The 24,897-nt window shown below is 45.5% G+C and carries 25 protein-coding genes; 16 read left to right on the top strand and 9 right to left on the bottom strand.

Annotation, left to right across the window (positions count from 1 at the left end; all coding sequences use genetic code 11):
• The first annotated feature begins 219 nt into the window (after window positions 1-219).
• From QUB26_RS26110 to QUB26_RS26080, 7 genes are all read left to right on the top strand, one after another.
• Window positions 220-870 (top strand): DUF3386 domain-containing protein, encoded by a 651-nt coding sequence (locus QUB26_RS26110; RefSeq protein WP_333246272.1) that lies wholly within the window; start codon window positions 220-222, stop codon window positions 868-870.
• Window positions 871-1,534: 664 nt separating this feature from the next.
• Window positions 1,535-1,771: a NifU family protein gene (locus tag QUB26_RS26105; RefSeq protein WP_006632519.1), complete on the top strand. Its 237-nt coding sequence runs from the start codon at window positions 1,535-1,537 to the stop codon at window positions 1,769-1,771.
• A gap of 248 nt (window positions 1,772-2,019) precedes the next feature.
• Complete coding sequence (locus QUB26_RS26100) at window positions 2,020-4,266, top strand: glycoside hydrolase (RefSeq protein WP_333320323.1); 2,247 nt, start codon at window positions 2,020-2,022, stop codon at window positions 4,264-4,266.
• 461 nt (window positions 4,267-4,727) lie between these two features.
• Window positions 4,728-7,289 (top strand): PAS domain S-box protein, encoded by a 2,562-nt coding sequence (locus QUB26_RS26095; RefSeq protein ID WP_333320321.1) that lies wholly within the window; start codon window positions 4,728-4,730, stop codon window positions 7,287-7,289.
• A gap of 366 nt (window positions 7,290-7,655) precedes the next feature.
• Entirely contained in the window at window positions 7,656-8,048 is a 393-nt protein-coding gene (locus QUB26_RS26090; protein ID WP_333250754.1) for a response regulator, read from the top strand.
• A gap of 461 nt (window positions 8,049-8,509) precedes the next feature.
• Window positions 8,510-8,728, top strand: coding sequence for a hypothetical protein (locus tag QUB26_RS26085; protein ID WP_333223180.1), 219 nt, complete (start codon window positions 8,510-8,512; stop codon window positions 8,726-8,728).
• Window positions 8,729-8,834: 106 nt separating this feature from the next.
• On the top strand, window positions 8,835-9,047 hold the full coding sequence (locus tag QUB26_RS26080) for a hypothetical protein (RefSeq protein ID WP_333291588.1): 213 nt from the start codon (window positions 8,835-8,837) through the stop codon (window positions 9,045-9,047).
• 200 nt (window positions 9,048-9,247) lie between these two features.
• Here QUB26_RS26080 and QUB26_RS26075 read toward each other — a convergent pair whose 3' ends face one another.
• Window positions 9,248-9,391, bottom strand: coding sequence for a chlorophyll a/b-binding protein (locus QUB26_RS26075; protein WP_096831166.1), 144 nt, complete (start codon window positions 9,389-9,391; stop codon window positions 9,248-9,250).
• 646 nt (window positions 9,392-10,037) lie between these two features.
• Here QUB26_RS26075 and QUB26_RS26070 point away from each other — a divergent pair.
• The 3 genes from QUB26_RS26070 to QUB26_RS26060 all read left to right on the top strand — a co-directional run bounded on the left by QUB26_RS26070 (window position 10,038) and on the right by QUB26_RS26060 (window position 12,522).
• Window positions 10,038-10,829 carry an NYN domain-containing protein gene (locus QUB26_RS26070; protein ID WP_333320319.1) on the top strand — a complete coding sequence of 264 codons (792 nt, stop codon included), beginning with the start codon at window positions 10,038-10,040 and terminating at the stop codon, window positions 10,827-10,829.
• 367 nt (window positions 10,830-11,196) lie between these two features.
• Window positions 11,197-11,877 (top strand): ribonuclease III, encoded by a 681-nt coding sequence (rnc, locus tag QUB26_RS26065; protein WP_333250308.1) that lies wholly within the window; start codon window positions 11,197-11,199, stop codon window positions 11,875-11,877.
• 219 nt (window positions 11,878-12,096) lie between these two features.
• Complete coding sequence (locus QUB26_RS26060) at window positions 12,097-12,522, top strand: DUF1824 family protein (protein WP_333293127.1); 426 nt, start codon at window positions 12,097-12,099, stop codon at window positions 12,520-12,522.
• Between the two features lie 277 nt (window positions 12,523-12,799).
• On the opposite strand, the gene glgA is transcribed toward QUB26_RS26060, so the two are convergent.
• The 6 genes from glgA to hemC form a co-directional block, all read right to left on the bottom strand.
• Entirely contained in the window at window positions 12,800-14,227 is a 1,428-nt protein-coding gene (gene glgA / locus QUB26_RS26055) for a glycogen synthase GlgA (protein ID WP_333250304.1), read from the bottom strand.
• Window positions 14,228-14,347: 120 nt separating this feature from the next.
• A complete protein-coding gene (locus QUB26_RS26050) occupies window positions 14,348-14,584 on the bottom strand; it encodes a hypothetical protein (RefSeq protein WP_333320317.1) in 237 nt (78 codons plus the stop codon).
• Between the two features lie 51 nt (window positions 14,585-14,635).
• Window positions 14,636-15,643, bottom strand: coding sequence for a transposase (locus tag QUB26_RS26045; RefSeq protein ID WP_333320315.1), 1,008 nt, complete (start codon window positions 15,641-15,643; stop codon window positions 14,636-14,638).
• An 89-nt stretch (window positions 15,644-15,732) separates the two neighbouring features.
• Window positions 15,733-15,927, bottom strand: coding sequence for a hypothetical protein (locus QUB26_RS26040; protein ID WP_333250300.1), 195 nt, complete (start codon window positions 15,925-15,927; stop codon window positions 15,733-15,735).
• 204 nt (window positions 15,928-16,131) lie between these two features.
• Window positions 16,132-16,959 (bottom strand): trypsin-like peptidase domain-containing protein, encoded by an 828-nt coding sequence (locus QUB26_RS26035; RefSeq protein ID WP_333320313.1) that lies wholly within the window; start codon window positions 16,957-16,959, stop codon window positions 16,132-16,134.
• Between the two features lie 357 nt (window positions 16,960-17,316).
• On the bottom strand, window positions 17,317-18,288 hold the full coding sequence (gene hemC / locus QUB26_RS26030) for a hydroxymethylbilane synthase (protein WP_333293134.1): 972 nt from the start codon (window positions 18,286-18,288) through the stop codon (window positions 17,317-17,319).
• A 240-nt stretch (window positions 18,289-18,528) separates the two neighbouring features.
• Between hemC and QUB26_RS26025 the strand changes: the two genes are divergently transcribed.
• Genes QUB26_RS26025 through QUB26_RS26015 form a run of 3 tightly spaced genes read left to right on the top strand, consistent with a single transcriptional unit; the run spans window position 18,529 to window position 19,727 of the window.
• Entirely contained in the window at window positions 18,529-18,771 is a 243-nt protein-coding gene (locus tag QUB26_RS26025) for a hypothetical protein (protein ID WP_333293136.1), read from the top strand.
• 59 nt (window positions 18,772-18,830) lie between these two features.
• The gene (locus tag QUB26_RS26020) at window positions 18,831-19,286 is read left to right on the top strand and encodes a type II toxin-antitoxin system antitoxin SocA domain-containing protein (RefSeq protein ID WP_333293138.1); all 456 of its coding nucleotides are present in this window, start codon (window positions 18,831-18,833) and stop codon (window positions 19,284-19,286) included.
• The gene (locus tag QUB26_RS26015) at window positions 19,287-19,727 is read left to right on the top strand and encodes a hypothetical protein (RefSeq protein ID WP_333246258.1); all 441 of its coding nucleotides are present in this window, start codon (window positions 19,287-19,289) and stop codon (window positions 19,725-19,727) included.
• Between the two features lie 101 nt (window positions 19,728-19,828).
• Here QUB26_RS26015 and QUB26_RS26010 read toward each other — a convergent pair whose 3' ends face one another.
• Both QUB26_RS26010 and QUB26_RS26005 read right to left on the bottom strand, forming a co-directional pair.
• Window positions 19,829-20,833, bottom strand: a complete 1,005-nt coding sequence (locus tag QUB26_RS26010; RefSeq protein ID WP_333246255.1) for a hypothetical protein — start codon at window positions 20,831-20,833, stop codon at window positions 19,829-19,831.
• 158 nt (window positions 20,834-20,991) lie between these two features.
• Entirely contained in the window at window positions 20,992-21,552 is a 561-nt protein-coding gene (locus QUB26_RS26005) for a hypothetical protein (RefSeq protein WP_333246254.1), read from the bottom strand.
• A gap of 192 nt (window positions 21,553-21,744) precedes the next feature.
• Between QUB26_RS26005 and QUB26_RS26000 the strand changes: the two genes are divergently transcribed.
• The 3 genes from QUB26_RS26000 to QUB26_RS25990 all read left to right on the top strand — a co-directional run bounded on the left by QUB26_RS26000 (window position 21,745) and on the right by QUB26_RS25990 (window position 24,622).
• Entirely contained in the window at window positions 21,745-22,830 is a 1,086-nt protein-coding gene (locus tag QUB26_RS26000) for a T4 RnlA family RNA ligase (RefSeq protein WP_333246252.1), read from the top strand.
• Window positions 22,831-23,118: 288 nt separating this feature from the next.
• Complete coding sequence (locus QUB26_RS25995; protein WP_333320311.1) at window positions 23,119-23,967, top strand: phosphatase domain-containing protein; 849 nt, start codon at window positions 23,119-23,121, stop codon at window positions 23,965-23,967.
• Between the two features lie 70 nt (window positions 23,968-24,037).
• A complete protein-coding gene (locus QUB26_RS25990; protein WP_333246248.1) occupies window positions 24,038-24,622 on the top strand; it encodes a Uma2 family endonuclease in 585 nt (194 codons plus the stop codon).
• Window positions 24,623-24,897: the final 275 nt, after the last annotated feature.

The following is a 24,897-nucleotide window of genomic DNA, read 5'->3' as shown; positions in this document are numbered from 1 at the left end:
ATTTAACAATTATTTACAAATTGTAGAAATTAAAGCCGTCCTAGAAGGACGGGGCTTTAGACCCACTTTTGCGGTAAATTCTTGTTGCGCCCTAATTGCCAGCCCAGCCGCACCCCCAAGAAGTGCTCGCCAGGAGTGCGGGTAACTCTCCTACCCAGTGAATGTAGGGCTTCTCGCGGTTAAGCTAAACTAGATGGGTGTCAAGAGAAAGAGGGATTTATGACAGAGCAAGCCAACGCTCGCGATTTGTTTCGCGCTGCTTACGAACACCGCTATACCTGGGATGCCAATTTTCCCGGTTACAGTGCCGATATTGAACTAAAACAGGGCGACGAAGTATATACGGGTCATGTTTCCATCAAACCCGACATGAGCGTGGAAGTCAGCGGCATTGAAGATGAGGAAGTGCAGCAAAGCGTCTACACCCAAATGCGCGATATTGTCACCCACCGCAAACGATCGACATTTGAAAAATCTCACGGCAAAAATAGCTTCACCCTGGGCGAGAAGGACAGCACCGACGCTGTGGATATTTTAGTGCAAGGCGACTCAATGGGGTCTAACTATAAAATCCGAGGTCTGTCAATTTGTCAAGTCAGCCGGGTGATGGGCCGCATGGCTTTCGTAATTGACACGCACAAAAGCTTAGAGACACCCGAAGGTTCTTTGGCCACCCACTACGATGCCGTTTTCCGCAACCCCCAAACAGACGAAATCATCAAAGAACTCGAATTTGAAGATACCTTTGACAAGATAGGCGACTATTATGTCATGACCAAGCAAGTAGTTCGATCGAAAGAAAAAGGTCAACTGACAACAACCGAGTTCAACTACTCCAACGTCAAACTGCTAGAACCAGCAGTAGTGTAGCGCGATCCAAAACCCGATTTCTTAAATAAAACGGGTTTTTTTGGATAACGTATCAGAATCAACTTGATTTGGCGGCAAGTAACGCTACGATCGAACGAGAGAGCTAATTGGGATCGAGCATCAGCGTAAGGAACCCCACGCCTAAAGGCGGAGGCTTTTAAGACTGTCCGGCTCTTTGAGCGGGATTGAATCGAGAGCTTACCTTACCAGCCTAAGTCTTTACTGACTACGTTTTTTGAGTCACGACACTCCTTGAATGCGAAGCTAGTTTTCCGCTCTGTCGCTAGTGGTTAAACATCTGTACAAGGGTTAAGGACGTGCTGCTAGCCTAACAAGCTCTTAAAACATTGGCGAAGCTAACATTACCCCGCAAGGGAGTTTGAGGCAACCATACCTCACTGGAGAGGCAACCATACCTCTCCAACCCCGAAAGGGGATTTTAATGCGACGGTCGTCGCTGCCGCTGTCCTCCCCATGCCTAAAGTCAGGGGCTTCTCGCTCGTTTTTCGGTGACAGAAACCGGGTTTGCTGCAGCCAGCTCATTTGAGTACGCAAGTCTTTTATCAAAAAACCCAGTTTCTTAAATCCCGCGCGGGTTGAGAATGCTGTCCTTGAGTCAAATCGAACTTTCATCACCTGCAAAAAATCATCACAGAGGCGAAATATGACACTAGCACTAACCAGAGATAACGTCGAAACAGTTCTCGATGAAATGCGCCCCTACCTGATATCCGACGGTGGCAACGTCGAACTCGTAGAAATTGACGGCCCAGTGGTACACCTGAGACTGCAAGGAGCTTGTGGCTCTTGCCCGAGTTCCACAATGACTCTGAGAATGGGGATTGAACGTCGCCTGCGCGAGGCTATCCCAGAAATTGCCGAAGTCGAACAGGTAATGTAATTAGTCAGTTGGCAATTGGTAGTTGGCAATTGGTAGTTGGCAGTTGACGGTTGACGGTTGACTGTTACCAATTACCAGTTGACGGTTGACTGTTGGCAGTTGGCTGTTAACAGTTGGCTGTTACCAATTACCAGTTGACTGTTGACTGTTACCAATTACCCAATTTAATTGCCAATTACCAATTACCCAATTTAATTACCAATTACCAATTACCAATTACCAAATTCAATTACCAATTACTAAATTCAATGTCTCACCCCCTTTATGTAGCCTTCATTTGGCACCAACACCAACCGCTCTACAAATCCAGAGTATCCGCTAGCGCAGGAGCAGCTCAGTACCGACTGCCTTGGGTGCGCTTGCACGGAGTCAAAGACTACTTGGATTTAGTGCTCCTTTTGGCAAAATATCCCAAGCTTCATCAAACCGTAAACTTGGTTCCCTCCTTGATTTTGCAGATAGAAGACTGCATCGCAGATAAAGCATTAGACCCTTACTTGACGGTGACATTAAAGTCAGCAGAAATTTTAACCCTCCCAGAACAAGAGTTCATTTTAGAACACTTTTTTGACGCCAATTACCACACTCTGATTCAGCCACACCCCCGCTACGCTCAACTCTACACTCAGCGGCAGGAAAAAGGCATTCAGTGGTGTTTGGAAAACTGGAAATTGCAGGATTTTAGCGACTTGCTGGCATGGCACAATTTAGCTTGGATTGACCCGCTGTTTTGGGACGACCCGGAGATTGCAGGGTGGCTGAAACAAGGACAAAATTTTAGTTTGGTAGACAGAAAAAACATCTACTCAAAACAAAAAGAAATCCTCGCTCGCATCATCCCCCAGCACCGTAAAATGCAAGCTGAGGGACAGTTGGAAGTCTCCACAACCCCCTACACGCACCCGATTTTACCGCTGCTTGCTGACACTAATGGCGGCCGCATAGCTATTCCAAACATGACGCTGCCACAACACCGGTTTCAGTGGGAAGAAGATATTCCCCGACACCTGAGAAAAGCCTGGGAAATGTATGAAGACCGGTTTGATTGCCAACCGCGCGGTTTGTGGCCGTCGGAACAAGCAGTCAGCCCGGAAATTTTGCCCTACATTGCCAAACAAGGCTTTAAATGGATTGTCTCGGACGAAGCAGTTTTGGGGTGGACAATTAAACACTTTTTCCACCGCGACGCGACAGGGAATGTCTACGAACCAGAATTTTTATATCGCCCTTACCGTTTAGAAACTCCTGACGGGGATTTAGCCATAGTATTTAGAGACCACAGATTGTCCGACTTGATCGGGTTTACCTACGGTTCGATGGAACCGGAAAAAGCAGCATCAGATTTAGTGGGACACTTAGAGGCGATCGGCAGAACTCTCAAAAACCGACAGTCCGAGGGTCAAACAGCTTTAGAAAATCCCTGGTTAGTTACGATCGCCCTAGACGGCGAAAATTGCTGGGAATTCTATCCCCAAGACGGCAAACCGTTCTTAGAATCCCTCTATCAAACTCTCAGCGACAATCCAGATATCAAATTAGTCACAGTCTCGGAATTTCTCGACAAATTCCCAGCAACCGAAACAATTCCCGCAGCCCAACTGCATACCGGTTCCTGGGTGGACGGTTCCCTCACAACTTGGATCGGCGATCCCGCGAAAAATCGCGCTTGGGACTTGTTAGGGCCCGCGAGACAAATGCTGGCAAACCATCCAGAGGCCACAGAAGAAAGCAACCCAGAAGCTTGGGAAGCGCTTTATGCGGCCGAAGGTTCCGACTGGTTCTGGTGGTTTGGCGAAGGCCACACCTCGAACCAAGATGCCATGTTCGACCAGCTATTTCGGGAACACGTAGCGGCGATTTACGAAGCTCTCGGCGAGCCCGTACCCCCGGAAGTGCGCCGGCAAGTAGAGGTGCATGAGGTTCAAGGCGACCACCTGCCGCTGAGCTTTATTCACCCGGTGATTGACGGTATCGGTAACGAACAGGATTGGGACAAAGCCGGTCGGATTGAAGTTGGGGGAGCAAGGGGTACGATGCACCGGAGTTCGGCAATTCAGAGGCTTTGGTACGGGGTTGACCACTTGAACTTTTACATTCGTGCCGACTTCAAGGTAGGGGTGCGGCCGGGAATTGATTGCCCGCAGCAGTTAAATTTGTTCTGGTTTTATCCCGATCGCACGATGCACAACAGTCTGATTCCGCTGTCTGGTTTGCCTGACGAAGCACCCCTAAACTATCGATACCACCATCAGTTAGAGATTAATTTGCTGACGAAATCGATTTGGTTTCAGGAAGCAGAAGATGGCGATCGGTGGCAGCCCCGCATTAGCCGCGCTCAAGTGGGAGTGGATAAATGTTTGGAGGTAGCAGTGCCTTGGGCGGATTTGCAGATTATGCCGGACTGGCAGGTGAGGCTGATTGCGGTTTTATCGGATGGGAGTCGCTACTCTAGCTGTATGCCGTTCGATTCTTTGATTCCGATCGGAATGCCGTAAAAAGTCATTAGTCATTAGTCATTAGCCTGTAGGGGCGGGTTTCACCAGCTTTCATAGAACTGACAACCCAAATAAATATAAACCCGCCCCCTGAATTATAGCCTTTCTCAAAAAAGTGAGGTATGCCCTATGCCCTATGCCCTATGCCCTATGCCCTATGCCCTATGCCGGATAGTACCTCATCTTTCTGAGAAAGGCTATAGTAATTAGTCATTAGTCATTTCTTGAACCAACAAACAATTAAATAATTATCAAATTATTATATAAAATTGGGGCTGCAACTCTGGCTACCTAATGCCTTGATAATTTCGCTCGCGTCCGGTCGATCGAGGGCTAGAAAATTTGTTCGTCGTGAGGGCTTCATCCTTCAGAAAAAAGAGGACTTAACTCCTGAACACCAAACATACAATGGTTAATTTACCGGAGATCATATCATTAGTCATGGGGAAATCAACAAACTAATGAGCCGCATTTTACTATTGGTCGATCGCCACCAACAACTTAATTTGCCGATCGCCCACCTCAACACCGAGCATGAGGTGATCGTACTCGATCGCGCTTTAGATCCCAACTCCGAATTTCCCATTCCCCCAATCGCTTTTGACTTGTGCATTCTCGATGAGGCCAATTTCGATCGCATCGGGCCGCTGGTAGAATCATTAAAAGCGGCCGCCGAGCCGATATTTTTACCGTTTTTGCTTCTGAGGAAATCCCAAACGCCTGCTCTTTCTGAGCAGCCATTTTCGCTGCAGGCAAAACAACTCGAAGGCAGAATAGACGATTTGATAGTAAGTCCCGCCGAACCCGCCCAACTGCACTTGCGGGTAGAGAATTTGTTGGCGCGCAGGCGGCAGTCGCTAGAACTTCACAGACTTCAGGAAATAATTAAAGAACAGACTTTTACAGAAAGTTTGTTAAAGGAGTCGCTGCAAACGGCAAACGAAAACCTGCAACGGGAAATCGCCAAGCGGGCGGAGGTAGAAACTGCACTGCGAGAAAATTCCTATCTCGACTCGCTGATCAATGCCATGCCAGATATTGTCTGCTTCAAAGATGGCGAGGGCAGGTGGCAGGAGGCAAATCGAGCGCTATTGGAAGTGTTCGACCTAGAAAAAATAGACTACCGCGGCCTCAAAGATTCTCAACTAGGAGAACTCAGCAGTTTTTACCGCGAGGCCCTACAGGCTTGCGAGGTCAGCGATAGAGAAGCGTGGGAAAAAGGAGAGCTTTCTAGGGGAGAAGAAGTGATTCTCCGCTCCAACGGTACTGTGAAAATCTACGATGTCATTAAAGTACCCGTATTTCACCCCGACGGCAGACGCAAAAGTATAGTGATTTTGGGTCGCGACATTACCGAACACAAGCAAACTAGAGACGAACTCGTGCGCTTAGCGTCGATTGTCGAGTCTTCCGACGACGGCATCGTCGGCAAAACCCTCGCCGGGACAATTCAGAGCTGGAACGCAGGAGCAGAGAAGATTTACGGCTACTCTGCTGCGGAAATCAAGGGCCAGTCGATCGAGATTTTAGCAATACCCGAACGACCCAAGGAAATGCCTCAAATATTGGAAAATATTAGGGCGGGAGCCAGCATCGACCATTACGAAACCGTACACTTGCGGAAAGATGGCCAACAGATAGATGTCTCCCTGACGATTTCTCCGATTAAAGACGCGACTGGAGCGGTAACGGGCGTTTCGACAATCTCTCGCGACATCAGCGACAGCAAGCGAGTCGAAAAAGCCTTTGAACAACTCCGCCACCAAACAGAAATGATTTTGTTCTCCGCAGGAGAAGGAATTTGCGGGTTGAACAAACAGGGAAAAGTAACTTTTGTCAATCCTGCGGCGGTGAGAATGGCTGGGTGCGAATCGAAGCAATTGATCGATCGACCACTCTATGAAAGCTTACACCGTGCACAGGAAGAATGCTCAAAGGCGATCAAGCAACTGTCACCTGCAACAGACATCAATTCAGGCTCTGAACTTGTTCCACACTGCGCCGCACCGCAGGCGGGCAAACTGCTGCCGAAGCGGGTAAGTTCTCAAATTTTAGCCACCTTGGAAGACGGAGAGGCGCGGCGCGTCACCGATGAGATTTTTTGGCGGCGAGACGGCAGCAGTTTTCCGGTTGAGTACGTTGTCGCTCCGATGCGAGAACAAGGCGAAATTATTGGAGCTGTGGTGACTTTTAAAGATATTACGGAGCAGCTTGCCGTCGAGCGCATGAAAGATGAATTCATCTCTGTTGTCAGCCACGAACTGCGGACGCCGATGACCTCGATTCACGGCGCCCTCGGCCTCCTCAACAGCGGCCTGCTGGACGCTTACCCCCAGAAAGCTAAGCGGATGCTGGAGATTGCTGTCACTAATACTGACCGTTTGGTGCGCTTGGTCAACGACATCCTAGATTTAGAGCGGATGGAGTCGAGTTACAGCACTGCCATCAAACAAACTTGCAATGTGGCTGAGCTGATGTTGCAGGCGGCTGACGAGATGCAGGGAATGGCTCAGCAGGCGGGAGTTACTCTGTCGGTGAAGCCTGTGGGGGCGCAATTGCAAGCTGTTCCCGATCGGCTAATTCAAGCCTTGACAAATTTACTCAGTAATGCTATTAAATTTTCTCCCTCCGGCGCTACGGTTTGGCTGAGCGGGGAGTTGACCCACAATCTGGATTTGGCAGAAAAAGCAGCGCACAAGTCGGTGTCGTCTCCGTCTTTGTTGTCTCCTGAGCCTGCCGCCGCGCCTCCGCATTTGCCAGTTCCGACCTCGTGGTACATCGTGATTGCTGTGAAAGACCAAGGGCGGGGTATTCCGCCAGACAAACTGGAGATGGTCTTTGAACGCTTTCAACAAGTTGATGCTTCTGATTCTCGCCAGAAAGGAGGTACTGGTTTGGGGCTGGCTATTTGTCGCAGTATCGTGGAGCAGCACGGGGGGCGGATGTGGGTGGAGAGCGTTGTGGGGGAGGGAAGCACTTTTTTCTTAAGTCTGCCACTTCTTGCGGGTGGGGCTGGCAACTGAAAGTTAATTTCTACGCAGGTGTACCCAAAGTTAATGATTTTGTGCAGATTGTTTGTCGATGACTCGATCAAACAATCTCAGCCTTTTCAGAAGTTTGGGGACTGCGGGCAAAAAGCACAATTTGAGGTCGAAAAGCGGCTTTTTTTGGGTGGGATATTGTACAGCAACCGCGCCAGACGCTTAGGATGTTCTTAGGTGAAACCCTGCCGCTCAATGGTAACTTCCTTGTTCCTTGTTCCTTGTTCCTTCAACATTTGCTATACAGTTTTGAAATTTTACTGTAAAGTCCGATTGGGTAAGATAATTTGCTTTACAAAATATTCACATTTAACCTCTAATCTATGATCAGTTCTCATTCATAAAAAAATGTTAATTTTGAATGCCAAGCGCATCTTGGTTATTGACGATGCGGAAGATATTCGGGAAGTAGCTCAAGTCAGTCTTGAGCTGGTGGGGGGCTGGGAAGTCCTGACAGCGAGTTCTGGCCGCGAGGGTGTTGCTAAGGCTCTTGCCGAACAGCCTGATGCGATTCTATTGGACGTGATGATGCCCGACCAAGACGGGCCTACTACTTTTATACAGTTACAAGCTAATAAGGCTACGCAGCACATTCCGGTAATTTTATTGACAGCTAAGGCTCTGGCTGGGGACAGGCGGATGTTCGCTGATTTGGGGGTGGTGAGCGTGATTGCTAAGCCTTTTGAACCGATGTTTTTGGCGGCTCAGGTCGCTGAGGCTTTGGGCTGGAAGCAAGAATAGATCGATCGCCCGCCTTGAATTGTGCAGCTTTTCAAGCAGTAGTTTTGCAGGCAAAGAGAGTTAAAAAAACTTGGTTTTTTGGTATGGTTCCTTAGATCCAATCGGGGCGATCGGGCAGGATATATGTAGCAATTTAGACCCCGCACCTTTGGTCTGGTCAGCTTAAGACTCAAAACCTCAGTCCGGTATCAGTTTCCACCCTATCGGTATTGGGGGGAAATTGATACCAATTAGGGATGCCTAAATCCCTATTGGTAGTGCGTCCATTTAACCGAATTCGGCCTCAGCCATGAACTCAGTATTCCTACTGATTTATCCGCAAAATATAAGCTGGCAGGATTATTTTACTTTTTGTAACAACTCCCTCGTCTTCATAAGTTCTTCAGGTTTTAGTTTTATGTTTAAGCAGAACGTCAGGGATCGCTCCTGACTGTTGGCAGACACATTGGGAGAAGACGATTATGCCCTCAGCTTACATTTTGCTACTAATAGTTTCTCTGGCAGCAGTCTGGATTTACTGGCAAACCTCTCAAGATATTTTTGTTCTTGTGGCTTGGGCCGGGCTGGGTTGTTTTATTTGGGGTTTCTCTTGGGCTCCTTGGAGCGTTCAGCTTTTGATTGTGGTGTTACTCTTGGGCCTCCAAAAGTGCTACTTGCGCGACGCCCAAAGCTGTGAGTGAAAGAAATTTTTTATTTTTGTGCCTGGGATTGAGATGTGCAGGCTTTCGTGAATCTCTCTAATGATTGGGTTATCGCTCCATATCTTCAAAAAAGGTTTAAAATATCATGAATAGTTGCCCTTGTTGCTCCTCTAAATTGCTCCGCCACGCTCGCCACAATCGCCTTTATTGGTTCTGCTCGCAGTGCTGGCAGGAAATGCCGGATCTGTCGGAGATGATTTCACGTAACAGCGTGGGGAATCACAAACGCGACGGTTTGGTGAAGGTTGCGACTTTGACTCCTAAATTGAGGATTTTTGATTCTGTAGAAATTGCTTAGTTTCCTGGAGTTAGTCTCGCGATAAATATTGAGACTGAAAAGATTTTTGTTTGTGCCCTCAGTGGGATTTTTGGATAAAAAATGCACTCATCCCCTTCCGCGTGAAGTCAAGGGGACTTATTAGCGGGGGGGGGATGAGTGCACTTGTGATGGGGTCGATCGCCCGACTGAATTTCAGCTATTGTATGCAGTTAAGCTGATTACATCAAACCGATTTGAGAGAGAATGCCTTGACCGGTGATGTATTCGGTAGCTAAGCCGATAACGAAGCCCAACATTGCCAAACGGCCGTTCCAGGTTTCAGCAAACTCAGTGAAGCCAACTTTTGCGTCTTTGTTTTCCACGACCAGAAACCTCGTTTAATTTCAACCTTATGTAACTAAACTTAACACAGCAGTATAAAGTTTGCAACATATTTTTACATTTACTGTTTAAATGCCGGAGATCAGCGGGATGGGCCTGCAGGGAGAGGGGCTCGCGGGGGGAAGGTCGATCGGTGTCAGCTTGGCGAAAACCTTGGTGAGATGTCTGAGGAGGTAAGAAAATTATTTTGAGTTAATACTTGACATCCAATAATTAGAACGCTAGCCTAAAAGCAGAGCTAAAACAAAATATCGCATTCAAAATGAAGGAATGTTGATTGAGTCGTCTTAGCTACACGGTTTATAAAACTGGGGCAAGTTTCTAGCACCCCGTTGAGCGGAAAGTACGTCTAATGTCGTTTTAACAAGTTCATACAAGCTTGAGAAAATCAAAACATTATTGAGTTACATTTCCCTTCAACGGGCTGCTACAAAGCTCGTTCCAGTTCTGTAAACCCTGTAGCTAAGACGCTAATCAAATCCCTACAAAATTACAGTGTTTTGTGGTAACAGATTGTCCTTTGCCGAGATGTTCATTTTTGAGCAAATCCACAGACAACACTCCATGAATGCTAGATGCGCGATATGTCGAGGCTGTCCAATCAACCTAATTGTAGGAATGAATACAATGGTGGACAATCATCGAACCACAGGCAAACAAAAAAGCCAGTCTCAGCCTTTATTTTCTATTTACGTCGATCTTCAGAACACACACTTAACTCAAATTCTAGGTAGTCTATTGCTAGAATTGACCAAATTTGAGGGGCTCTTGATTGAGGCAAAAGTCTACTACAATTCACTCTGTCCCGATCAAGTCTCTGCAAAAAACAAGCTGCAAAGCCTTGGTTTTAAATGTATCGATGTTCCCTGTCCTCTAAAAAATAGTGCTGATAATCAATTGATGGTTCACTGTCTTAATGATATTTACAGCCATCGGCCTCCCGATACAGTTATCCTTGTATCAGGAGATGGGGACTTTGTAAACTTGGTTCGCAATTTAAAAGATCGTGGCAAAAAAGTTATAGTCTTTGCTCAGCGAGGTAATGTCAAACAAAAGTTGAAAGAAATTGTAGGTAGTGATTTCCACTTTCTTGATGAATTGCCTAGCTTGATAGTAGCCAAAACTCAGCAGCAAATAGAAAATGTTCAGTGTCATCTCACTTACAATGAGGCTGTTGAGTATTTGATCGAAGCTATCAAAACAGCATTAAGCAAAGGGAAGGGTACAGGATTAGGTTTTATTAACAACCTAATGTTGCAGCTTTTTCCCAAGTATCAGGGAGTAACTTTTGTCTCCCAACATCAGGGAAAAACATTTTCACGCTTTAGCGAGTTGGTTAAGGCTGCCGTGAAAGATGGAAAAATCCGATTGCAGGATCAGCAATTGTTTGTAATAGAAGCAGACAGATTATCTGCATAAAGTTGCACAGTCCGCCAGGGAATGAATTCCCTGGCTCATAGCTAAAGTCGGTTAAAACCGACTGAATTACCGTTAAAAAAACACCATTTTCAGTCCTCTTTAGAGGACTTTAGCTATGAGCCAGGGGTTTTAACCCCTGGCGGACTGACGGACTGACGGACTAACGGGCTAATAGTAGAACTGGCAAATATCTGTTAAAATTTACCTCACCGCAGATAGCAAAAATCCTGTTTATTTGATAAACTAGATTCTCCAAACCAACCGCTATCTGCGGCTCTTTCATGTCCACATAATAACACCCAACTCCAAAAAGAATAACCATTACAGAATTGCCATGCCCTTAACTAATCCAACAAAAGAAATACAAATGACCCTTCCCGAATTCAACAATGAAAAACTGCTGCGCCAAGCACTAACCCATCGTTCCTACGTCAACGAAAACCCCACATTCCGCGAAGAAGACAACGAACGCTTAGAATTTCTCGGCGATGCTTTGCTGACTTTTCTCAGCGGCGAATATCTCTATCAGCGTCATCCAGAAATGGGAGAAGACCAACTGACTCGCCGGCGTTCTGCATTAGTAGATGAAAAACAATTAGCCAGATTTGCTACTGAAATAGGTTTAGACTTAAAAATGCGGCTCGGAAAAGGAGCTTATCGAGAAGGTGGGATTACTAATCCAAATTTGCTCAGCAGCACTTTTGAAGCATTTATTGGCGCTTACTATCTGGACACGCAAGACATGGACAAAGTTCGCAACTTTGTTCAACAAATGTTTGATTCTGTTCCCGAAAATGTTGTGGAAACTCGATCGACTGTAGACTCGAAAAATCGCTTTCAAGAATGGGTACAATCCAACGGTGACACGACTCCCCCCAAATATGTGACAGTCCAAGCAGGAGGCACACCCCACAAGCCGGAATTTATCGCTAAAGTTTATGTTGCAGAGAAACTCTATGGAGAAGGTAAAGGCAAAAGCAAAAAAGATGCTGAGAAAAATGCGGCAGAAGATGCGCTAGCAAAGCTGAAAAAACGCGGACTGATCTAAACTTGAAAACATCGGTAAAAACTACTAGCTTTTTTGTGCGATTCGGGCGTTGGCCCAGCCCTCGAAGACGATCGCCCGAATTGATTGCCAGAGTCCACAATGGGCTATAATCAAGACTTGTGTAAGTGTTACCGCCGTCGATCGAGGGTTGCAATGGCAGAAATTCGTTGACGAGTGCGCGATTGTCGATCGTAATTTTGGGAAATATCAGAGCAATTCATGTCTACTCAAAACCCGACTACCCTAACTGTTGAAGAAGCACAGCAAATCCTCAAAGATTTCACTTGTCTGGATATGCAATCTGTAGCATCGCCGCTGGAAAAACAGACCCTCCGTCAAGCGATTTTGCTGGTAGCAAGTTTGTCGGATTATCAAATGTTGGGAGTGTGCGCTTCTTCGACGGATGAGGGGTTTTTAGCTTTAGAAGCTTATTTGAAAGCTTTGGGATATCAAGCTGTTTTAGATCCCAATGCAGTCACTTCATTTGCTGGTTCGGTTTATATTAAGTTCAATACTTTGAAGGGGTCGTATTATGTTGACGGCTATCCCGGAACTTACCGGGGCGTTTTGATTTCTTGTCAATCTTCCTCAGAAGATGGAGTTAGTGGAACTTACGGTCATTTACCTCTCGATTTATTTGATTAATTTTTCAGTAGTCAGTAGTCAGTAGTCAGTAGTCATTAGTCCGTAGTCAGTAGTCAGTAGTCCGTAGTCAGTCGATCGATTAAATTGAATCAAAAACCCACTGAAAGCATCCAGGATACAAGCCCCCGAATTTATCCGTGGCGTCAATGCTTCAATCTAAAATCTAAAATCTAAAATCTAAAATCGATTGACTGATGCACCTTACTAAGCTGTAGGGTGCGTCAGCCCGCCCTTCGATTCAGTTGAATCAAACAGCGACTGACGCACCTTACGAAGATTAACCCTTACCCACGATCAATTCTGCCTCTGGTGCCGGTGCGGTTTCTTCCGGGGGCAGTCCCAAAATATCGCTGTACAAGTTGACGTATTTCCGGGCCGAAATATCCCAGCTAAAATCTTCTCTCATGCCGCGCTGTTGCAGTTCTCTCCACTTATCTTTGTAGCGGAAACCTTCCCAAGTTCTGATCATGCAGGTGAACAAGTCGAGGGGCTCGTAGCGATCGAAACAGTAACCGGTACCGGTATTGTCGATCGGGTTGTTGTGGGAAACGGTATCGACTAAACCGCCGGTGCGGCGAACCATTGGCACGCACCCGTAGCGGAGGGCGAGCATTTGGCTAATGCCGCAGGGTTCGAAACGGCTGGGCATCAGGAAGCTGTCGCAGCCTGCGTAAACGCGCCGGGAGAGGGCCTCGTTGTAAAGTAGTTGGGTCGACATCCTACCGGGATAGCGGGCTGTCATTTGCCAGAGTTGGGTTTCGTAGTAGCGATCGCCCGTTCCAAGTACAATAAATTGAGCGTCGGTATAGGCCATGAACAGATCGAGCATTTGAATTATCAAATCCAATCCCTTCTGTTCTACCAGCCGCGTCACCATGCCGATCAAAAAGGCATTTTTATTCACTTCCAAACCGACTTCTTCTTGCAGCGCAATTTTATTAGCGGGGCGCTTTTCAATAGTATCAACACTAAATTGTTGATGGAGGTACTTGTCAGTTGCTGGGTTGTAAGATTCTGTATCAATTCCGTTCAAAATGCCCGATACTTTACCGCCGATGTAAGACAGCAAACCTTCCAAAGTTTCCCCATAAGCTGGGGTTTTGATTTGCTCGGCGTAAGTCGGCGAAACTGTATTTACTCGATCGGCAAACTGTACTGCGGCCGCCATTGTATTGTGACCTTGCATATACCAAGGACACCAAGTCATCTGCTCCAAACGCCAGCGCCACGGCCCTTGATAAGCTAAATTGTGAATAGTAAAAACCGTGCTGATATCGGGATCTTGGCTCATCCAAACAGGTATCATCCCCGTATGCCAGTCGTGACAGTGGATAATTTGGGGCTTCCAATGATTCCAGGCAAATTCAGCCGCAGCATTGGCAAAGAAAGTGAACCTCCAATCTTCATCTACACCGCCGTAAACGCGGCGCGGTAAGAAAGATGGATGTTGTAATAAGTATAAAGGTACATCGGTTCCCGGCAAAACAGTTTCAAACACCGAGAAGCTTTGGAACATGGCAGATCCATCCCAAACAGGTTTTTTGGGAACGTCCATTTTGTCGGGGACGAAACCGTAGTAGGGCATGAAGATGCGGACATCGTGGCCCATGCGCCGCAGAAATTTCGGCAAAGCGCCGACGACATCGCCCATACCGCCCACTTTGGCGAGGGGTGATGCTTCGGCGGATACAAATAAAATACGCATTATTTTTTTGTGTTCCTTGAGATTGTTAGTCTAGATTAAGTTTAAATGGCGAGCGGCACAATATTAACGCGCCTGCCAAAAACAAGTTTGACACTCCCCGGTCTAAAGACGCGGGGATTCTTAAGGACAAGCTTTGGGGGATGAATCCCGCCAAAGTTTAATTCTTAAAGGGTTCGTCAGCAGCCCACTACCCACTCGCTTAATAATTAAGTCTGTGGCTACTTTTGATTTCCGAATGATGTTCCCTGCACCGTTAGTATCTGCATTGATCAATAATCCAGTGCTAGAACGGTACAATCCTCTTTTGATTCTTTTGCCCGATGGCTGCCAATTGTCGGGTTTTTCACCGACTTTCACTGGCAGAAAATCTCGGTCTAAAAAAGTCGATTTTGATGTGTAAGATTCATCTTAATCTACAAATCGCCATCCCATTAAGTCGCATTCTTGCTGCAATCTTTCCTTGACTTTAGCGGTAGGAATTTGAACAAAACTCTGATTGGTCTTACCTCCCATATTAACTTCTTGCTTTTGTCCTTTATTCCAGCCAAAAACTATGACGTTAATTTGGTTGTTTTTGCAATAATTTACGATAGTGCTGACTGCTTTATTAACCGCATCTCTCATTCTGCGGGCGCGAGTTTCCGATAACTGTTGCAGTCTTTTTGACGAAAAGCCTTGAGGTAATTTATGTCGGGCGTGTTCAGATTGAAGAAAAGCTTTTCGTTTGTTAAACCATTGATTCCAAGACTTCAACTTATGACCATCAATAATGAAAGGGTTGGCATTGCTAGAGACACAGGTTAACCAATTGTTGATGCCATGATCGATGCCCAAAACTCCTGTTACTTCGAGACTGCACAGGCGAGCCTGTTCAGTTAGACTTTCGTGGACATACTCAATCCAGACCTGACCGTTTCTAGGGATCAGCCTAAGTTCTTTGAGCTGGCAATCTTTTAACCTTTCTGGCAATGGAACCCAGAGAGCATCTGTCCCAAAGTGTCCTTTCCCTTTGGTTCCCAGAGGTAGCCTCACTCGATTGCCAACTATTTTTAAGGCTTGCCCTGGATAGGAGACTTGGTACATAGCGCCTTTTGCTCTATATTTAGGCAGCCTCGGTTTTTGATTAATCTCTCCTTTTTTGGCTAACCTTTCCAAGGCTCGAAAAGAGCTAAAAGATTCGGCAACAGATTTAAGGGATTGTTGAGCTACCTGAGAATAGAGTAAACCGTAATTCTCGTTGGCTTTAGTGATTTTGTACAACTCAAGATATTTGACAGCACTTTTATCCTTAAAGTATCGTTGGCGACTTTCGTAAGTGCCAACATTAAACAGATTGTTCGACCATCTCAGTAGTTGCTCAACAATGGTTTTGTGGAGTCCCTTTAAATGCCAAATATCTTTTTGTACTGCATACATTTGATTTCACCTCCTTTGATTTATTTTACCGCATCTGGCAATCTTGATAGTAGGCAGGATAAATCCTGCAACGCCCTTTCATCCCTGGGCTAAAGCCACAGGGTTTTCAGGGTATTCTTTATAAATCTGAGTTGCTGTAGCGATCGCAGTTTACTCAAGAATGCGATCGCCATTTTTCCATCCGCGTTTATCGGCGGCGCTGTGCGGTGAAAAAAAGAGCGATCGATTTTATGATAAATATTGAATAAAATCTGTAGGGGCGGGTTCACCAAAATATTTGCCACCCACCGATAATCTTGATAAACCCGCCCCCACCCAACCAATAACCCCGATCGACCATTTCCCCCACCGTTAAATACAATTAATTTTTAATTTCTGGGTGGGGTAGGGGCGGGTTTTTATCATTTGTCTGTGGTGTCAAAAATCTAGGCGAACCCGCCCCTACATTGGTGGTTAAATGTGGGATAAAATCTACCGACAGCTACCGACTAATTCTGAGAATTGTCCTCAATAGTCTCCTCAAATCCCGCTAGAAAATCATCCAAAGCTTCAGAGGCGATCGCCAAATTAATACTATCAACCTCTTCCAGTCCCCACGTATTCACCCCAACCACCTGACCGGCCATATTAATCAGTGGCCCGCCGGAATTTCCAGGATTAATCGCCGCATCAGTTTGCAACACCTTCACCTCACCCACATCATCTTCGTCGTCATCGCCTTCTTCATATTCCTCGGGTTCGCGAATTGCACTCACAATACCTTGAGTTACAGTTGAAGCAAACTGCCCCAAAGGATTGCCAACAGCAATTACTCGATCGCCCACTTTCACATCAAAAGACAACTCTAGGGGAGGATATTCTTGGGGAGAGTCCACTTGTTCCCCTGTGTTCGGGTCGAAGGTTAAATCGCTAATTAAGAGTAATGCTAAATCTTCTTCAGCATTACCAGTAAACACCACCTCGGCCAATCTCAATTTTCCGTCGTGAGTTTCCACTAAAACCTGTTCGATTTCATCTTCTTCATAGAAGTAATCTTCATCGGCAATATCTTCTACAACGTGATAGTTCGTGACAATTATGTCCGGCGATACAAAGAACCCGCTTCCTGAAGAAATCTCTTCTTCTGTATCCCAATCCATGACGTAAATTGAAACTAAGGAGGGCAAGACTTGCTCGACTACATCCGAAAAACTTCCGGCTTGAGTTTTGAACTCTTTCAATTGCTTCTGCAAAGCTTGTTGGTCTGCTTGCATTTTGCTATAGAGTTGCTGAACCTTTTTCACTTCCAGCTTTAATTGAGTTTCTCTAGCGCTCATAGTGGGCTTTTACCTGAAATAAATTGCTGATTAATTTTGGATGTTTGATTGTAGATTTTGGATGGAGAGGTTAAGAACTCTAGGACTTACGAAAAAAAACCGGTTTTTACCATAAATCTTGGGCTATACAGCGAGACTTACATCAGAAACCGGGTTGCTTAACACCCGTGCGGAGCGTCCTAAATTAGTCAGATATTTTTGAAATCTATCGCGCAAGTCCTACCTAAAATCCCATCAAAAATCTACAATCAGACTGCTACTCTACCTGTTGTGCCAAAGCAAACCGCCTGTTATTTTTATTTTACAAAAGGCGATATATCGCGTCTAAAAGCATTGACAAAGAGATGCGGATCGGTCTTAGGAACCACGTTGAACTTCGACAAATATTTCCTCCAAAATTGCACTAGCACCCTGTTGGCGCAGGCGGTGAGCGAGGTCAATTCCCAGCATTTCAGCAGTCTCGGCGGCGCCGGAAACAGTATCTTTGACGAATCGCTGGCCGTCGAGACTCGATACCATTCCGGTTAAGGTTAATTGACCGTTTTCTATTTTGGTATTGACGCCGATCGGCACTTGACAGCCGCCTTCTAATTCCCGCAGAAATGCGCGTTCAGCATAACATCTTTGGGCGGTTTCCGAGTGTTCGAGAGCTTTAATCAGTGCCATGATTTCTGTGTCTCCGGCGCGGCATTCGATGCCCAAAGCACCTTGTCCGACGGCGTGAAGGGAGATTTCAGCAGGGATAATTTGGTGGATGCGATCGCCCATTCCCAATCTTTCGAGGCCGGCAACTGCTAAAATAATCGCGTCGTAACCGCCCTCATCTAATTTAGCGAGTCGAGTATTGAGATTGCCGCGAATATCTTTAAATTCAAAATGAGGGAAATGATGCCGCAGTTGAGCCAGCCGCCGCAGGGAAGAAGTACCGATTACAGAACCTTCTGGGAGGGTGTCGAGTTGCTTGTCTTTGTGCTTGGAGTGAACTACCAAGGCGTCAGCGGGATTTTCCCGTTCGGTGACGCATCCTAAAATTAAACCTTCGGGTAAATTGGTAGGCAAATCTTTGAGGGAATGAACGGCAAAGTCCGTTTCATTGTTAATCATTCCCGTTTCTAATTCTTTGGTGAAAAGTCCTTTATCGCCAATTTTAGCGAGGGCGACATCAAGAATTATGTCCCCTTGGGTGGACATGGTGTGGACTTCAAAAGTATGTTGCGGGAAGTGTTTCTGTAGCTGTTCTTGCACCCAGTGGGTTTGCACGAGAGCGAGTTGGCTTTTGCGGGAACCGATGCGAACGGTTCGGGAAGGGGCAGATGTGGTTGGGGACATAAGATCGATCGGAGGATAGCTTGAAATCAGCCAATATATTCACCTGATCTAGCGTACCGCAGGTGGGGACTTTAATTGCTGGTTGGGATAATTCGGGCGATAAAATAGAAATACCAGATTTTGGTCGCCTGTTTGAAAAAAGAATGCAACGGTAGGCAAGCTCCAAACCTTTACATAATAAGCCCTTGCCAATCTAAAATCTAAAATCTAAAATCTAAAATCGTATGACCGTCAGTAGCAGTGAGTCTTGATGATGTTTCCCATCCAGCATTGGGCGTCGCTGGCATGGGGGCGATCGACATTCCGAAGCAAAGGCTGCGGGCGATGTACGATTTACCTAGGGTCAAGCCGGATAAACCTGGTTGGCATGAGGAGTTAGCTCAGCAGCAGCTCGAAAGAATTAGCTCAAAGGTTGCGAGATTTGGGGATAGAAATGTAGTTGCGAGGGGAAAAGGGCGATCGAAGTTGCGATCGTACTTCTAAAGCCACCAAATAGCTTAGCATCAAAAGTGAATTTGTCAAATTACTCAAATCCTAAAACTATGAAAAGTGCTCTGGACGTAGCTCGTTACTTTTTATGTCGTGTCGATCGAGAAGCAGGCGATACCATTTCTGGGCTGAAACTGCAAAAGCTCGTGTATTATGCACAAGCTTGGAGTTTAGTCTTTAGAAGCCAGCCGCTATTTGATCGAGATATTGAAGCTTGGGTTTCCGGCCCCATTGTCCGCGATGTTTGGGATGAGTACAAAGCTTACAAATATAGCGATATTCCCGCTCCCGATAATTTTGAAGAAGAATTTGATGAAGATGAAATCGAGGTTCTCGAAGAAGTTTGGAATGCTTATGGAGAATTAAGTGCTAAACATCTTGCAGAATTGACCCAATCAGAGACACCTTGGCTCAACGCTCGCCAGGGATTAGAACCTGCCGAAACATCAACTAAAATCATCTCCCGCGAGGATATGAAATCCTGCTATGCACCTTTGGTGGAGGCGTAAGTGGGGAAAAAAAGTCAAATACCCAAGCCATCTCAAAAAAAGCAAGCAAGCAGAATTCCAGAGCAAGCAACTCAGTTAAATCGACCAAGCAGTACAGATGATGAGCATCCTAGCTTCAGATTTACCTATGCAGATAAAAATCGTTGGCTTTTGTCTGACTGGACATCATCAGAAATCAATGACCTAATTGAAGGACTAAAGAAAATTGAGAAATATACTTGGGGTCAAATCAAAGGTCACGGCTCAAAAAAACGAGGTGAATCAGTGGGAACTGGTTATAAGTTGATTAACATTCATCCGACTTTGCCGGACAATATGCCTGAAGATGAGAGGTTATCCGAAATGCGAATTGATGAGAAAAAACGGATATTTTGGTTTCGCGTTCAATCTGTTTACTACATCATTTGGTTTGACCGCGACCATTCAGTTTGTCCAGAATAAAGTTTATGAGGAGTGAAAAGGTCGATTCCTTACCATGCCGGAACGCACGCGCGTTCGGGATAGCTTCGCTCGCGCGTACCTTTGCCATTTCTCACCCAAATTTAACGTTGGCCTGCTTGAAGTGCAGAATTTGCTATCTGGACAACTTCTTGCTGCCGTGCGTTTTTCCTTGTGACTCGGTACAGTACCCCCAGCCTTTGCCACTCAACAAAAGCAGTGCAGTAAGCACCGCAATTATTGAAATAAATCCCCCTGAATCCGCCCGCCAATTCAACGCTTCTGTAAGTATCCTGCGGCAATCGCGAAGGAGGCGAAAACGGTTCATTTCTTTTAGCTTCGATTGTGCCGAAATAACAGGCTCCCGCGCGGCATCCTTTGCCTAAATACATTCCCACAATGTAACCGTGGGAACCTGCTTGCACATCAAAATCAAGTTGCTGAATGTCAGGTAAAGGAAGTCTACTCGGAAGAAAAACAGGCACTCGCGTTTTGCCTTTGATTTGTCTAAAGATGTTACTCGCAGGAAAACGACTGTTAGCTTGGTTCGCACCTGAGTTATCGGGGATGGGGGGCAACTTTTGCACAAAATTCCTCCACTGCACAACTCTATTTTTAGCAATGTTAAAAGTGGGAATAGAGTATTTTTCTAGCGCAAAAGAAGGGCGACCGTTTGTCAGGTTGAAGTTGCGGCGAATCACTGTAATTTCGGGTTTGCCTAAGCCGTAAGCTGTGGCTATGGAACGGGCGAGATTGCAGCTAATTTTGAAGCGTCCCATCTCAATACTGCCATTTTCCGCTTGATAAGACCAAGTGTAACCCTCAGAAGCACGATCGCGATCGCACAGAAAATGAGAAATCTCAAACATCTTGGCAATATGAACATCGTACAACCGCAACTTGCGGCTGCCGGCAGATTTTGCAGTGTTGCGATCGGGCACAATAAATTGTATCGGTTGCCAGCTATCTTCAGGGGAATAATTAAACCAGCGGATTTCTGTAATCGGGAGTTCAGTCCTTGCTAACGCTGAGTTTGGTGTCAAAGGTGCGATGGTAAAAGCAGTCACCACACAAGCAAAAATCGCCGCAAATAGCCATCTTCCCCTCATCCTGATTTCCCCCTAAGTAGGTCAGCGCAAAAAAACCATAGCATCTTGTAAGAGGCGAGTGCGAGTTAATATCTCTCATACAAATCTCTCATACAATAACGGTAAGGTGTGCCGTACACACCCTACAGATAGAAGTTGTGCGTCCCCGACTACAAAACTTAACGCTTCCGAGCTAGAATAGCAGAATTTGCTATTAAAATTAAATCAGATTCTCGTCCGTTCTTAAGGGCTACGGTATACATAAAACCCCGATTTTTCCACTCAAGAGTTGCTGTGCAGTAAGCCCCGCAACCATTGTGAAAAACTCCTTTCACTCGGTCAGCCAGTTGAACATTTTTTAAAGTCTTAGTTACCCCTTCTACTTTAGTAGAAAACTCACCGCCTTTCTGACCTCGAATTTCCCCAAAAGAGCAAGCTCCCGCACCTCGGCAATCTGCTGTATACTCCATAGAAATAGTATAGCTGTCCACTTCCGCTTGGCTTTGATAGTAAAGCTTCTGCGAAATAGGAAGCCGACTGGGGAGGAAAATTGGTACTTGTGTTTTGCCTTTTAACTTTTGCAAAATTTGACTTACCGGAACAACAGTACCCGCTACAGCAACAGATTTTGTTTCCGGCGGTAGCTGCGACAATTCGCACGCACCAAAAACTCGCGATACAGGTACTAAAGCAGTCAATACACACGCCGAAGTCGCCAAAAGTAATAATTTATTGTTCACTGTGTTTTTCCCTGATGTCGAAACAGTCCTGTTTTTCGGTGAAGCACATTCACCTATTTACAACGATACTCGAAAATACCAAACTCCCAATAGGCATTCCGCAAAAAAGCAACTTTAACTTTTTTTTTACAAATTCCCTAAAATATGCAGTTACAGATAAAATAGAAAAGGCGACAATTTTAGGAATAGAACGTGGAACTACAAGAGTATTTACGTCAGCACGGATTGGAAACTTTGTCCGAAACTTATCATATCAAAGTTACCCGCCACCGCCAATATCCCGATTTAGTCTGTCTGAAATACTCGCAGATAGAATCTCCCCTGGGCGAAAAAATAGTCCAGCAATGCCGAGGCATTATTTTAGATTCATCTCAAGATTGGCAGATAGTTTCTTATCCCTACGACAAATTTTTTAATTACGGGGAAGGGCACGCCGCTGCAATTGATTGGAGTCATGCCAAAGTTTATGAAAAACTAGACGGTTCTCTGACTGTACTGTATTTTTACAAGGGAGAATGGAGAGTGCAATCTAGCGGCACTCCCGACGCCGCCGGCGAAGTTAACGGTTTTGGATTCAGCTTTGCCGAACTTTTTTGGAAAGTTTGGCAAGAATTGGGATATCAATTGCCACAAGAAACCGACCAGTGTTTTATCTTTGAGTTGATGACGCCTTACAATAGAATAGTTGTCCAGCAACAAAACAATCAAATCGTGCTGCACGGGGTTCGCAACACTCAAACGCTACTAGAAACCGATCCGAGTATTTGGGCACATAAATACGGATGGGAATTGGTCGCATCCTATCCTTTAACTAGCTGGAAAGAAGTTATCGAAGCGGCTCAACATTTAGATCCGATGAACTCGGAAGGGTATATTATCTGCGACGCTAACTTCAACCGAGTTAAAGTTAAGTCTCCGCAATATGTCGCTATTTCTCATCTCCGCGAAGGATTCTCGACCCGCCGCATGATAGAAATTGTTTTAACTAATGAAGGAGAAGAGTTTTTAGCTTATTTTCCTGAGTGGAGTGAGTTGTATCAACAAGTTAAGGACAAATATCAATCTTTGGTTGGAGAAATCGAGGAAGCTTACCGACAGCACGAACATATCGAAGTTCAGAAAGATTTTGCATTAGCTGTGAAACATTTGCCCTATTCCGGGATTTTGTTTTCTTTGCGGGCCCGAAGAGTTGCGGGAGTGAAAGAAGCTCTCCGTGATGTTACTATTCATAAAATAGAAGAGTTATTGGGTTTAGATTACATCCATTTAGGTTTGTAGAAGAAGGAAGGCACGACACGGATACACGGATTAATTATCGAGCGTGAGGCAGATGTTGAAGGAAGAGGGAAGTTCGGCAACGGATTATGTAACGGATGTAACGGATGGAATGAAGAGGTAAGCTGTTGCGCGTTTAAATTGCATATTCTGGACGGGCTAGAAGCCCATCCCACAATAATTTGAGTGATTTTTGACACACAATTTAAATGGAGAACAGCTTAAGTATTTAAACAATGCCCAATGCCCAATGCCCAATGCCCAATTACCAATTGCCAATTACCAATTGCCATGAAAAGAGTTATTGTACTTGTCGGTTTACCTGCTTCGGGAAAATCTCAATTTGCTAGGGAATTGCTGCTGTCTGAACCTGCCAAGTGGGTGCGTAGCAATAAAGATCTGCTCAGAGAAATGGCTCACGCTTCTCATTGGTCGCCTGCAAATGAAAAGTTTATTTTGCAGTTGAGAGATACGATTATTTTGATGGCTTTGGAAAGCGGCAAGCACGTCATTGTAGATGATACTAATTTTGGCCCGCACATCGAGCATATCAAGGAGTTGGTTAAAGGTAAAGCCCTTGTCGAAGTTAATGATTCTTTCCTGCAAGTTCCGGTTGAGGAATGTATTAAACGGGATTTGAAAAGACTTAATTCGGTGGGCAAAGATGTGATTATGAAGATGTACAATAAGTACGTGCGGGTTCCCGTTGTGCCGCCGGAATATAACCCGGATTTGCCGGATGCAATTATTGTTGATATGGACGGTACGCTGGCACTTCTCAATGGCAGAAATCCTTTTGATGCTTCGACGTGCGATCGCGATTTGCCCAATCAGCCCGTCTTAGATACCGTTCGCAAGTGGCAGTCGAGCGTTAATATTATTGTAGTGTCGGGCCGCACAGATGATTGTCAGCCTCAAACTGAGAAATGGTTGCAGCAGTACGAGGTTAATTATGCCGCTCTTTATCTGCGGAAAACTGGAGATATGAGGAAGGATGCGATTATGAAGGAAGAGTTGTATCGGCAGCATATTGCAGGGAAATATAATGTTAAGTTTGTCTTGGACGATCGCCAGCAAGTTGTTGATATGTGGAGAGGCTTGGGATTGACGGTATTCCAAGTAGATGAAGGGGATTTTTAAGGCAGGGTTTGTTTGACAATTGTCCCATGCCTAATGCTATAATCAAAGTAACATTACAAAAAATTTTGTTATGATAGCCATTCCCCAAGCACCCCAAAAAATGACGGTTGAGGAATACCTAGAATGGGAAGCTCAACAAGAGATTCGCCACGAATATGTCAACGGCGAAGTTTTTGCCATGACGGGCAGTACAATTCCCCATAACGATCTTGCACTTAACTTTTACAGGAACTTGTACCCACATCTGCGTTCCAGAGGCTGTCGGATCAACGTGTCAGATGTGAAATTGCAAGTCAGTTTTCAAAGCCGTTACTACTACCCTGATGTGATAGTCAGTTGCGATTCAGAAGACATTAATTCGCGCAATTTTATTCAGAACCCTAAAATTATTGTGGAAGTTCTTTCTCCCAGTACAAGTGCTAAAGATCGGGATGAAAAATTCACTTGTTACCTAAAAATTCCGACTTTGCAAGAGTATATCTTGATTGATTCACAAAAGATTTTTGTTGAGCGTTACTGTCGGGGAGAGGGCAGAATGTGGCTGTACTATTCTTACACTGCTGGGGAGATTATCACTTTATCAAGCATTGAGGTTGATTTGCCGATCGCACTTTTGTATGAAGGTGTTGGATTTGAAACAGAAACAGAAACGTAAATGGGAATATTGAAAACCGCAATCTCTGTAGGGGCGGGTTCACCGAAATCTTTAACACAAATCAAACAATCTGATAAACCCGCCCTCCAACGCCCAATTTTACATCAACATTTGATTCAATAAATTAATGGTAAATTTGTATTTTCTATCGGGTGGGGGCGGGTTTAGGAGATTATTAATTTTTTCCATAGATGGTTGGTGAACCCGCCCCTTGTATCTTAAAAGAGTCAGTCAGGCGACCGAGCTGTCACTCAGGCGATCGAGCTGTCACTCAG

Origin of the sequence: Microcoleus sp. B4-C1, from assembly GCF_036705285.1 — a bacterium.
Classification (GTDB): domain Bacteria; phylum Cyanobacteriota; class Cyanobacteriia; order Cyanobacteriales; family Microcoleaceae; genus Microcoleus.
Note: the sequence above shows the minus strand (reverse complement) of the source record. Positions and strands in the feature narration are given on the sequence as shown.

Excerpts from the sequence above, each read along its gene's own strand:
- QUB26_RS26010 (WP_333246255.1), bottom strand. The coding sequence starts at position 20,833 with ATGAGGGGAAGATGGCTATTTGCGGCGATTTTTGCTTGTGTGGTGACT.
- QUB26_RS25995 (WP_333320311.1), top strand. The coding sequence starts at position 23,119 with ATGAAAAGAGTTATTGTACTTGTCGGTTTACCTGCTTCGGGAAAATCT.
- QUB26_RS26105 (WP_006632519.1), top strand. The coding sequence starts at position 1,535 with ATGACACTAGCACTAACCAGAGATAACGTCGAAACAGTTCTCGATGAA.
- QUB26_RS26095 (WP_333320321.1), top strand. The coding sequence starts at position 4,728 with ATGAGCCGCATTTTACTATTGGTCGATCGCCACCAACAACTTAATTTG.
- QUB26_RS26090 (WP_333250754.1), top strand. The coding sequence starts at position 7,656 with ATGTTAATTTTGAATGCCAAGCGCATCTTGGTTATTGACGATGCGGAA.
- QUB26_RS26060 (WP_333293127.1), top strand. The coding sequence starts at position 12,097 with ATGTCTACTCAAAACCCGACTACCCTAACTGTTGAAGAAGCACAGCAA.
- glgA (WP_333250304.1), bottom strand. The coding sequence starts at position 14,227 with ATGCGTATTTTATTTGTATCCGCCGAAGCATCACCCCTCGCCAAAGTG.
- QUB26_RS26085 (WP_333223180.1), top strand. The coding sequence starts at position 8,510 with ATGCCCTCAGCTTACATTTTGCTACTAATAGTTTCTCTGGCAGCAGTC.
- QUB26_RS26035 (WP_333320313.1), bottom strand. The coding sequence starts at position 16,959 with ATGAGCGCTAGAGAAACTCAATTAAAGCTGGAAGTGAAAAAGGTTCAG.
- hemC (WP_333293134.1), bottom strand. The coding sequence starts at position 18,288 with ATGTCCCCAACCACATCTGCCCCTTCCCGAACCGTTCGCATCGGTTCC.
- QUB26_RS26020 (WP_333293138.1), top strand. The coding sequence starts at position 18,831 with ATGAAAAGTGCTCTGGACGTAGCTCGTTACTTTTTATGTCGTGTCGAT.
- rnc (WP_333250308.1), top strand. The coding sequence starts at position 11,197 with ATGACCCTTCCCGAATTCAACAATGAAAAACTGCTGCGCCAAGCACTA.
- QUB26_RS26070 (WP_333320319.1), top strand. The coding sequence starts at position 10,038 with ATGGTGGACAATCATCGAACCACAGGCAAACAAAAAAGCCAGTCTCAG.
- QUB26_RS26080 (WP_333291588.1), top strand. The coding sequence starts at position 8,835 with ATGAATAGTTGCCCTTGTTGCTCCTCTAAATTGCTCCGCCACGCTCGC.
- QUB26_RS26045 (WP_333320315.1), bottom strand. The coding sequence starts at position 15,643 with ATGTATGCAGTACAAAAAGATATTTGGCATTTAAAGGGACTCCACAAA.
- QUB26_RS25990 (WP_333246248.1), top strand. The coding sequence starts at position 24,038 with ATGATAGCCATTCCCCAAGCACCCCAAAAAATGACGGTTGAGGAATAC.
- QUB26_RS26100 (WP_333320323.1), top strand. The coding sequence starts at position 2,020 with ATGTCTCACCCCCTTTATGTAGCCTTCATTTGGCACCAACACCAACCG.
- QUB26_RS26110 (WP_333246272.1), top strand. The coding sequence starts at position 220 with ATGACAGAGCAAGCCAACGCTCGCGATTTGTTTCGCGCTGCTTACGAA.